The sequence below is a fragment of the Salmonella sp. SAL00653 genome (assembly GCF_046552515.1).
Lineage (GTDB): Bacteria > Pseudomonadota > Gammaproteobacteria > Enterobacterales > Enterobacteriaceae > Salmonella > Salmonella enterica.
The window spans coordinates 1-10,088 of record NZ_JBGDTY010000032.1 but is presented as its reverse complement, the minus strand read 5'-3'; the positions used below and the strand labels follow the sequence as shown (position 1 = coordinate 10,088).

General features: G+C 44.8%; 9 protein-coding genes and 2 pseudogenes. 5 read left to right on the top strand and 6 right to left on the bottom strand.

Going from position 1 to position 10,088, the window contains the following annotated elements; all coding sequences use genetic code 11:
- Together ACLJRU_RS23035 and ACLJRU_RS23030 are read right to left on the bottom strand one after the other, a co-directional pair.
- Nucleotides 1–90, bottom strand: a pseudogene (locus ACLJRU_RS23035) (oxaloacetate decarboxylase subunit gamma); the annotation flags it as partial.
- Between the two features lie 49 nt (nucleotides 91–139).
- Nucleotides 140–1,408 carry an SLC13 family permease gene (locus tag ACLJRU_RS23030; protein WP_000074136.1) on the bottom strand — a complete coding sequence of 423 codons (1,269 nt, stop codon included), beginning with the start codon at nucleotides 1,406–1,408 and terminating at the stop codon, nucleotides 140–142.
- Nucleotides 1,409–1,630: 222 nt separating this feature from the next.
- Between ACLJRU_RS23030 and ACLJRU_RS23025 the strand changes: the two are divergent.
- Nucleotides 1,631–2,615, top strand: a pseudogene (locus ACLJRU_RS23025) (LysR family transcriptional regulator).
- Here the strand turns inward: ACLJRU_RS23025 and ACLJRU_RS23020 are convergent.
- Entirely contained in the window at nucleotides 2,616–3,506 is an 891-nt protein-coding gene (locus ACLJRU_RS23020) for a LysR family transcriptional regulator (RefSeq protein ID WP_001539513.1), read from the bottom strand.
- A 129-nt stretch (nucleotides 3,507–3,635) separates the two neighbouring features.
- Here ACLJRU_RS23020 and ACLJRU_RS23015 point away from each other — a divergent pair, with 129 nt between their 5' ends.
- Both ACLJRU_RS23015 and ACLJRU_RS23010 read left to right on the top strand, forming a co-directional pair.
- Nucleotides 3,636–4,481 carry a fumarate hydratase gene (locus ACLJRU_RS23015; protein ID WP_001539511.1) on the top strand — a complete coding sequence of 282 codons (846 nt, stop codon included), beginning with the start codon at nucleotides 3,636–3,638 and terminating at the stop codon, nucleotides 4,479–4,481.
- A gap of 14 nt (nucleotides 4,482–4,495) precedes the next feature.
- Nucleotides 4,496–5,041, top strand: coding sequence for a fumarate hydratase C-terminal domain-containing protein (locus ACLJRU_RS23010; protein ID WP_000970372.1), 546 nt, complete (start codon nucleotides 4,496–4,498; stop codon nucleotides 5,039–5,041).
- Between the two features lie 93 nt (nucleotides 5,042–5,134).
- Here the strand turns inward: ACLJRU_RS23010 and aroG are convergent, their stop codons facing one another.
- Nucleotides 5,135–6,187, bottom strand: a complete 1,053-nt coding sequence (gene aroG / locus ACLJRU_RS23005; RefSeq protein ID WP_001109233.1) for a 3-deoxy-7-phosphoheptulonate synthase AroG — start codon at nucleotides 6,185–6,187, stop codon at nucleotides 5,135–5,137.
- A 319-nt stretch (nucleotides 6,188–6,506) separates the two neighbouring features.
- Between aroG and ACLJRU_RS23000 the strand changes: the two genes are divergently transcribed.
- Both ACLJRU_RS23000 and zitB read left to right on the top strand, forming a co-directional pair.
- Nucleotides 6,507–6,893: a YbgS-like family protein gene (locus ACLJRU_RS23000; RefSeq protein WP_000784383.1), complete on the top strand. Its 387-nt coding sequence runs from the start codon at nucleotides 6,507–6,509 to the stop codon at nucleotides 6,891–6,893.
- Nucleotides 6,894–7,003: 110 nt separating this feature from the next.
- Nucleotides 7,004–7,942, top strand: a complete 939-nt coding sequence (gene zitB / locus ACLJRU_RS22995; RefSeq protein ID WP_000951250.1) for a CDF family zinc transporter ZitB — start codon at nucleotides 7,004–7,006, stop codon at nucleotides 7,940–7,942.
- Here the strand turns inward: zitB and pnuC are convergent.
- Together pnuC and nadA are read right to left on the bottom strand one after the other, a co-directional pair.
- A complete protein-coding gene (pnuC, locus tag ACLJRU_RS22990; RefSeq protein WP_000345361.1) occupies nucleotides 7,939–8,658 on the bottom strand; it encodes a nicotinamide riboside transporter PnuC in 720 nt (239 codons plus the stop codon). The genes zitB and pnuC overlap by 4 nt on opposite strands.
- Before the next feature lie 24 nt (nucleotides 8,659–8,682).
- Entirely contained in the window at nucleotides 8,683–9,726 is a 1,044-nt protein-coding gene (gene nadA / locus ACLJRU_RS22985; protein WP_011264227.1) for a quinolinate synthase NadA, read from the bottom strand.
- Nucleotides 9,727–10,088 lie beyond the last annotated feature (362 nt).

Below are 10,088 nucleotides of genomic sequence, written 5' to 3'. Positions count from 1 at the left end.
GAAAATCAGCAGGAACAGAAACGCCAGCACGAACCCCATGCCGAGGAACATCAGGGTGAAGCCTTCACCTAATAGCACCGAACTATTCATAATAAAGTCTCAAATTTAATAATCTAAAATAGAAAAGTAATATCAGGCATTAATAGAAGGGATAAAATATCGGTAGTAAAATCATACTAACGATAAAACAAACCAAACTAATCGCCAATCCGGGTTTTAAAAAATCTTTAAATTTAACATTCCCCGGGCCAATAATCATTGAGTTTGCTGGAATAGCCATTGGGGTACAAACAGCAACACTACTCGCAATAAAAACAGCAATAACAACTGCACGAGGGTCTGCGCCAATAGACTGTGCGATAGTCCATCCTACCGGGCATAACAACGTACATGCTGCAGTGTTACTCATAACTTGAGTCAAAGCCCATGTAAGTATCCACAATGACGCCATAATAATCATAACGCCAGAATCTCCGGTTACTGAAATAACGGCATTAGCAATCATTTCTCCAGCACCAGTAGAATTAAGCGCGGCTCCTAAAGGCATCATAAACGCAAGCATGAAAACAGTTAGTGTTTCAAAAGAATTAAAAGTTTCCTTTTGTGTCAAAACGCCAGCAAATACAAGAACAATAGCCGCACAACACGCAATAATATGCATTGGAGGCAGAAACTTAATATAATCAGTTGCCACCATCCCAGCGATAGACAGAATAAAAACGGCTAAAGTTAAATTTCTATGCCATGCCGGAATTTGGCTATAATCCATTTGAGAATCAGATTGTGTATTTCCATCACGATCTGCGATGAGTTTTGAACCGAAGAAATAGAGAAATATAGAGCATGCAATCAGCAAAGGAATACCAATTTTAGCGTATTCGAAAAATGGCACCGACAGACTTCCCTTACTAAAAGTTTCAATAGTATTTTTAGCAATCAGATTTCCTGGCGAACCGATAATAGAAATATCAGCACCGATTGTTTCCCCAAAAACCAGAGGCATAAGAAGTTTAATAGGCTTAATCTGACTACTGGCGGCAATACCTAAAACAATAGGAATTAGCACAGCAACTGTTCCGCTATTAGAAACAAAGGCAGACATAACTCCACCAATAAGAAAAATCAATACACTAAGGCTTCTTTCTGTTTTAGCATATTTTAGTAAAATTTTACTTGATTGCCATGCCAAACCTGTTTTAAAAAATGCCGCACCGAGTACACACATGGCGACGATAAGAATAACATTCGCATTTACGATTGAAGCAAAAATATCCTTAGCATCGATAACACCGGTAAAATAAAGTGCCATTGGGACCATAAACGCAACTAATCCCATAGGAAGACGATCGCTAACAAAGATAATTATTGCAACCACTAAAACCAACAAAGTAATAATCGCTGGTGACATGTATACGTCCTTATATTATTAGGGTACAAAAACAACTCATTACAGTCATGAATACAACTGCAACAAGCATAAATCACATGTTATACTAAAATCACATCTAATTAATTTCTATTGAGAAAGAATACACTCACATAAATAACAACACTTACCCGACAAAGGCATAACATATTCTTACTGCTTTTGTTTCTGTTTAATCAAATAATTTCCTCTTAAAATCTGTCTGTGTATAATGCTACTTATATAAATGAGACTCATCCAATGCTAATAAGGTTGCAGCTTATGCAATATCGGCATCACCTCGAACTAACATGGCTCGAAGACTGTCTGGCTCTAAAAGAAACGTTGAATTTCTCAAAAGCGTCTGCCTCAAGATATGTGACTCAACCCGCATTTAGTCGTCGGATACAATCTCTCGAAGAATGGGTGGGTACGCCCCTTTTTGAAAGAAGTAAACGGGGAGTCACCCTTACCAAGGCCGGAGAAGTATTTACAGACCAGCTTCCCGAACTGATCCACTCCTTGTACACATTGAAAAGTGATACCCTTGAGGCCGCAGGTAATAAACAACCTAGTCTTGTTTTTTCAGCAACGCATGCTTTGTCTTTCTCTTTTGTACCGCATTTGTTAAAACAGAGTGATAAAATTGCAAAATTTGGTTCATTTCGTCTTTTATCTGACTCATTGAATGCGTGCGAAAAAATGATGCGGCAGGGAGATTCACAATTTTTGCTGTGTCACCATCACCCACATATGCATCTAAATTTAAATAAAAATAACTTTATGAGCATTCGTCTTGGGTTTGATACATTAATTCCATTCAGTAAACCAGACTCAGAAACGTTAAAACCGCTGTGGAATATAAATAATAAAATTCAATTCCCTTACCTTTCTTTTTCATCACAATCAGGTCTGGGAAGAATAATAGCAAATACAGCGTCTATTAACAGAATTACCCATAATATAAATGTTGCCTTTGTGGCCGATCTGGCAGCAACACTATTGGCAATGGTCAGATCTGGCGACGGTGTTGCCTAGATACCTCAAAGCCTTGCCAGGCAAGATATAGAGGCTAAAACTATTGTTACTGCAGCGGAAGAAAGAAAGCAATTTATGGGTGCCCATAGAAATAAGACTTTATAGACCAGCCAAGAGAATGCCTCCAGATGCCGAAGAGCTATGGGAAATTTTTGTTGAAGAACAAATATAATTATTTAATTGTAAAATGTTCTTTAATATAATCCTCAATGAATTTAATTAACGCTCTGGTTGCATATGATAAATATTTATCTTTCTTCCAGGCCAAACCAATCGTAACATAAGTCGGCTCAGTCATGGCCTTGGTTATTACTTTTTCGGCTTTAAGATCGACAGCGTCCAAAATGAAAGAAATTCCTTCATTTTTAGCAACCAGATCTATGTTGGTTTGAATCCTGTTTGATGATAGAAAAATATGTGTATGAATTCCTCGCTTTGTACATTCTTCAATAATCGTTTTTCTATGCCAGGAATCTTTTTTCATTAGTATCAATGGCTCATATTGTGGATCTTCCCAATCGATACTATCCTTTTTTGCCAGAGGATGTTTATCTGACATACATACCACGTGCTGCTGAGTCATTAATGGTACCGTAACTAATTCTTTTGGACAGTCATTAATAATAACAATAGCAAGATCCAGCTCTCCAGCAGAAAGTTTATCATGTAAACCAAAAGTCCCCTCTTCAACAAGAGAGAGTTCCATCTCTGGATAAATCTCCCGGAAATGCTTGAAGAGCGGTGAAAAAAGAAACAAACTTATCATCGGTGGGATCCCCAAAGTTACTATGCCACCATTTTCATTACGATAATCTTTCATTTCCGCTACGCTATTTTTTAACGCAATAAGGATAGGTTCAATTTTTTGTAAGAAAAACATGCCCTCCTCAGTAAGGACAAGTTTATTTTTCTTTCTATCAAATAATGTCACCCCTAATTCAGTCTCTAACTTCTTAATAGCAATGGTGATATTAGGTTGAGAAACAAAATGCCGCTCAGCAACTCTGGTTAAGTTACCTAACAAAGAAGCGCTTACAAAATATTCTAATTGTCTAATTTCCATCTATTTTCCACTACTATAAATAAAATTTATCATTTAATAAAAATAACATATTTCCTTCCTACAATGAATACGAATATCATGAAAATGTGATCAATGGATAAAACAATGCAACATAGCACTGGAGGGAGTATGAGTCGTATATTAAATACAGAAATTATCATTCCGGTTATCGAAAAACTTGTAAAAAAAGCTTGTTATGAACTGGATAATAATCTCATGTGTTCTTTTCGTAAAGCATATGATAAAGAAGAGTCAAAGATCGGCAAGGAAACCATTAAGATATTAATTGATAATGGAGAGTATGCAAAAAAAGAACAACTTGCATGCTGCCATGATACCGGCACTTGTATCGTTATAATGGAAATTGGACAACATGTATGCTGGGAAGGTAAGCCGCTTAAAGATCAGGTGAACCAGGGTGTTCGCCAGGGCTATGAAAATGGATACTTAAGAAAATCCATGGTTGCAGATCCATTAGAACGTATTAATACTAATGATAATACTCCTGCAATTTTACATACTGAAATTGTTGATGGTGACCGAGTGACAATTACCGTTATGCCAAAGGGCGGCGGTAGCGAAAATATGGGAACTTTTAAAACATTGCTTCCCGGCGATGGTATTGATGGTATAAAAGATTTTGTTCTGGAAACTGTCCGTCGTGTAGGAGGCAATCCATGCCCTCCTTATATTATTGGTATCGGCGTTGGCGGTACAATGGACCACTGTTCATGGATGGCGAAGAAAGCATTATTACGCCCTCTTGGTGAGTTCAATGCTAAACCACTTTATGCCCAGCTCGAAGCTGAATTATTAGAGGCTGTGAATAATACAGGGATCGGCCCTTTAGGTATGGGCGGGCGTATTACGGCGTTAGGCGTGCATGTCGATTACTATCCTTGCCATATCACTGCACTGCCAGTCGCAATCAATTTCCAATGTAATGCAAGCCGCCACGCTAGTGAAATCATTTAATACCTGGAGAAGCTATGATGGAATTAACATTACCATTGACTAAAGAGAAAGCGAAAACTCTTAAGGTCGGCGATATATTATTTCTCACTGGATTTGCTTACACCTGCCGTGACGCCGCGCATAAAAAAATCGAAGTAGCGCTTAGTAACGGAGAAAAATCACCAGTCGATTTTCAAAACCAAACGATTTACTATGCTGGCCCCTGCCCTGCCAGACCTGGTTTACCTATTGGCTCCAACGGTCCTACAACGGCCGCGCGTATGGACCCATTTGTAGAAATGATGTTTCAACAAGGGGCAACTGCGTTTCTTGGCAAAGGCGATCGTGCTGATTATGTCGCTGAGCTTTGTAAAAAATGCGGTGGGGTTTCGCTACTCGGGATTGGAGGAGCGTCTGCAATTAATACAAAACATGTTAAATCAGTAGAAATTGTTGCCTACGAAGAATTAGGAACAGAATCCATTAAGAAGTTATATTTTGACCGCTATAGAGTCATTGTAGGAATTGATTCGGAAGGAAATACCCTCCAGAAGCAGGAAGTACCTAAGTACGCCAAATAATAATACATTAATATTGGCAATATCGGTCCGGTAGGCTGTTACCGGACCGATATGTTTTCTATCCTGCACTTCACCACAGGAAAGAAAATAAACTTAGCCGCGACGGGCTTTTACCGCTGCCGACAACTGACGAAGCAGCGCATCGGTATCTTCCCAGCCAATACAGGCGTCAGTAATGCTTTTACCGTAGGTCAGCGGCTGACCGCTTTCCAGACTCTGGTTTCCTTCTACCAGATGACTCTCGACCATCACGCCAATAATCGCTTTTTCACCGCCCGCTATCTGCTGACAGACATCGGCGCAAACCTCCATCTGCTTTTGAAATTGCTTACAGGAGTTGGCATGGCTGAAATCGATCATGACCTGCGGCGTCAGTCCCGCTTTGATGAGGCCTTCTTTCACCTCAGCAACATGTTGCGCGCTATAGTTTGGCGCTTTACCGCCGCGCAGAATGATATGGCAGTCGCCGTTGCCGCTGGTATTCACAATCGCCGAATGACCCCATTTAGTGACGGAGAGGAAGCAATGCGGCGCGCCGGCGGCGTTAATGGCGTCAATGGCGACTTTAATCGTGCCATCAGTACCATTTTTAAAACCGACCGGACAAGAGAGGCCAGACGCCAGTTCGCGATGAACCTGGGATTCAGTAGTCCGCGCGCCAATGGCGCCCCAGCTCATCAGATCGGCCAGATATTGCGGCGTGATCATATCGAGGAATTCGCCGGCGGCAGGCAGACCGCTGTCGTTAATATCCAGCAGCAGTTTGCGCGCAATACGCAGACCGTCGTTAATCTGGAAGCTGTTATCCATGTGCGGATCGTTAATCAGCCCTTTCCAGCCGACGGTGGTACGCGGTTTCTCAAAATAGACGCGCATGACAATTTCAAGCTCGCCTTGAAGCTCATCGCGTAGCGCCAGCAAACGGGCGGCATACTCTTTCGCCGCTGCCGGATCATGAATTGAACAAGGACCGATCACCACCAGCAGACGATCGTCATTGCCTTTGAGAATTTTATGGATGGCTTTGCGCGCGTGAGCAACGGTATTTGCTGCATTTTCCGTGGCGGGAAACTTTTCCAGCAGCGCGACCGGAGGTAATAACTCGTTGATTTCTTTAATGCGTAAATCGTCGTTCTGATAATTCATGTTTATTCCAGTGTTGCCGTGCTTATCCCAATGAATGCAATCCCTCCAATCTATCTCTTCAATTAAATAGTGTAAACGGGCTTTTACACTTTGAACGGAATAATCCTGGAATTCAGGAAAAAAACGCACAAATGTAGCGAAAAATGGGATCTAACCTACACTTTTTAACTGTAACCACTCTGTTTATGAATTATTGCAAGATTCTCTGCTGCGTTAACCCGCGGCGGCGAACGCTTTTTATCCCTTATTTGAGGATTTGACTGACACGTGCACTGTTGGAAGAGGTTATCCGACATATCCACCATAACAGGAGCATCTTATGAAAATGACAAAACTGACTACGCTTTTACTCACCGCTACCCTCGGCCTTGCCAGCGGCGCAGCGTTAGCTGCTGAATCTAACGCGCAATCCAGTAATGGCCAGGCGAACTCGGCGGCAAATGCCGGTCAGGTTGCCCCGGACGCCCGCCAGAATGTAGCGCCGAATGATGTGAATAACAACGGCATCAATACCAACGGCAATACTAACAGCACGATGCAGCATCCAGACGGTTCAACCATGAATCATGACGGAATGACCAAGGATGAAGAGCATAAAAATACCATGTGTAAAGACGGTCGCTGCCCGGATATTAATAAAAAAGTGGAAACCGGTAATGGCGTCAATAATGACGTGAATACCAAAACCGACGGTACCACACAGTAATGCAGAAAAAAGTCTGATAACGGGAGAGCTTTCGCTCTCCTTTTTATTTTGTCAGCGAAAAATCAGTATGATGTCTACAGTATTGATGAGAATAACAAAGGAATGACGTTATGGCGCACTCACACTCTCATGCTGATTCACACCTGCCGAAAGATAATAATGCTCGTCGCCTGCTTTTCGCCTTTATCGTCACTGCCGGATTTATGCTCCTTGAGGTGGTGGGCGGGATACTCTCCGGCTCTCTGGCGTTGTTGGCGGATGCGGGACATATGCTCACCGACGCGGCGGCCCTTCTCTTTGCGCTGCTGGCGGTTCAATTTTCCCGTCGTCCCCCGACTGTTCGCCACACTTTTGGCTGGCTAAGACTCACCACACTGGCGGCTTTTGTGAATGCCATTGCGTTGGTGGTCATTACCCTTCTCATTGTCTGGGAAGCGATAGAGCGCTTTTACACGCCACGTCCGGTGGCGGGCAATCTGATGATGGTGATTGCGGTTGCGGGTCTGTTGGCGAACCTGTTTGCGTTCTGGATTCTCCATCGGGGAAGCGATGAAAAAAACCTGAACGTGCGCGCTGCCGCGCTACATGTGATGGGCGATTTGCTGGGTTCCGTCGGCGCAATAGTCGCCGCGCTGATCATTATCTGGACGGGCTGGACGCCAGCGGACCCGATTCTCTCTATTCTGGTTTCGGTACTGGTGTTACGCAGCGCCTGGCGTTTGTTAAAAGATAGCGTCAACGAATTGCTGGAAGGCGCGCCGGTTTCGCTGGATATTAATGCCTTACAGCGCCATTTAAGCCGGGAAATCCCCGAAGTCCGTAACGTACACCATGTGCATGTCTGGATGGTCGGCGAAAAACCGGTCATGACATTGCACGCTCAGGTCATTCCGCCACACGACCATGATGCGCTGCTGGAACGTATCCAGGATTTTCTGATGCACGAATACCATATTGCGCACGCTACGATTCAGATGGAGTATCAAGTGTGTCACGGCCCGGACTGTCATCTGAATCAGACGCCATCCGGGCATGTTCATCACCATTAACGGGAAAGCGCGCGCGATCCTCGCTCCCGCGCGCTGTTTATCCACAGGCGACTACCGTTCACGGCGATAAATGTCAGGATCAGATATTCCAGCGACATCGCATAGACGCCCTGCAAAGCAAAAATCACCACACTGATTACGTTGATTATCACCCACAGGAGCCAGTTTTCGACATATTTGCGTGTCATCAAAATCATCGCCACGATAGACAGCACCATCATGCAAGAGTCCCAGAACGGGAAAGCGTCCGGTTGCAGTACAGGCATTGTCACCTGTAACCCCAGCATCTGCATAATGGCGACGGCCACGCGCGTCAGGACAGCGAATACGGGATCGATATATCGCGTCATCAAACCGATAGCTATCACACATATCGCCAGCCATGCCATTGCTTTTGGCAACGGCAGCCAGCGTATTTTAAGCTCGGCCTCATTATCCTTTGTTTGCCGCGACCACGCATACCAGCCATAAATATTGGCGGCAAAGAAAAAGAGTTGCAGCAACAGGCTGGCATAAAGCTGGATCTGAAAGAAAATAATCGCAAACAGGGTAACGTTAACCAGTCCAAAAAAGTAGTTGCTGATCTTCTCCAGACTGGCAAGCCAAATACAGAGCAGGCCGGCGATGGTTCCTACCGCTTCGATCCACGAGAGATCGTACCCGCCAGCGCCAATCGGAATATGAATCAGTATGTTGTGCGTACTAAAAAAATCCATTCTCTCCCCCAAAGATTTCCGTCTTTACGCCCGAAGTGTAGCCGCAAAATCCAGCATCCGGTTGAGCGGCAGTAATGCGCCCTCGCGTAGCGCCGCATCAACCTGTATTTCATGCGCCGCGCCTCCCTGCTCCAGCCCTTCAGCAATGGCTTTCAGGCCATTCATCGCCATCCACGGACAGTGCGCGCAGCTACGGCAGGTCGCCCCCTCGCCAGCCGTGGGCGCTTCAAGCAGTTCTTTTTCAGGCACCGCCTGCTGCATTTTGTAGAAGATGCCGCGATCGGTCGCCACGATAAGCTGTCTGTGCGGCAGCGTTTTTGCCGCCTTAATAAGCTGACTGGTGGAGCCCACCGCATCGGCCATCTCGACAATGGACTGCGGCGATTCAGGGTGAACCAGAAGAGCGGCATCGGGATAGATTTTTTTTAAACGGGTCAACGCCTGGGTTTTAAACTCGTCATGCACGATACACGCCCCTTGCCAACACAGTACATCGGCCCCGGTCTGTTTTTGCACGTAATTCCCCAGGTGTCTGTCCGGCGCCCAGATAATTTTTTCCCCCAAACTATCCAGATGCTCAATCAGTTCTACGGCGATACTGGAGGTCACAACCCAGTCCGCACGCGCTTTAACAGCAGCCGAGGTGTTAGCATAGACCACTACGGTTCTGTCAGGGTGCGCATCACAAAAAGCGCTAAATTCGTCTATTGGGCAGCCTAAATCCAGCGAACATTCCGCCGCCAGGGTAGGCATAAGAATGGTCTTTTCCGGGCTGAGGATTTTGGCGGTTTCCCCCATAAACCGTACGCCCGCTACCAGCAGCGTGGATGCGGCGTGCTTCGCGCCGAAACGGGCCATTTCCAGTGAGTCGGAAATACAGCCGCCGGTTTCTTCTGCTAACTGTTGAATTTCCGGATCGGTGTAGTAGTGCGCCACCATGACGGCATTGCGCTCTTTGAGCAACCGCTTGATTTTCTCACGATAAAATTGCTTTTCGTCGTCGCTCAACGGCGTTGGTTTCGGCGGGAACGGGTAGATTGCGGCTTGTGGGTCAAACATTACGCTCATCGTGGCTTCTCGTTTTACTGACTTAACGAAACAACCGAATGAAAGCGTAATAAACGCCACAATCGGTTAATTTGTTTTATATGCTAAACAAGATAGCTGATTCAATAAGGAAAGTCACAATAATTACGTAGCCCCGTATCTGATGGCGGCGTAACGTCTTATCTGGCCTACGTGAGCGGTGCCGTCTGTAGGCCTGATAAGCGCAGCGCATCAGGCAAGACCCGAACCTACGGCAGGTTCGAATCTTCCATATCGCAGATAGCAAAAAAGCGCCTTTAGGGCGCTTTTTTACATTGGTGGGTCGTGCAGGATTCGAACCTGCGACCAATTGATTAAAAGTCAACTGCTCTACCAACTGAGCT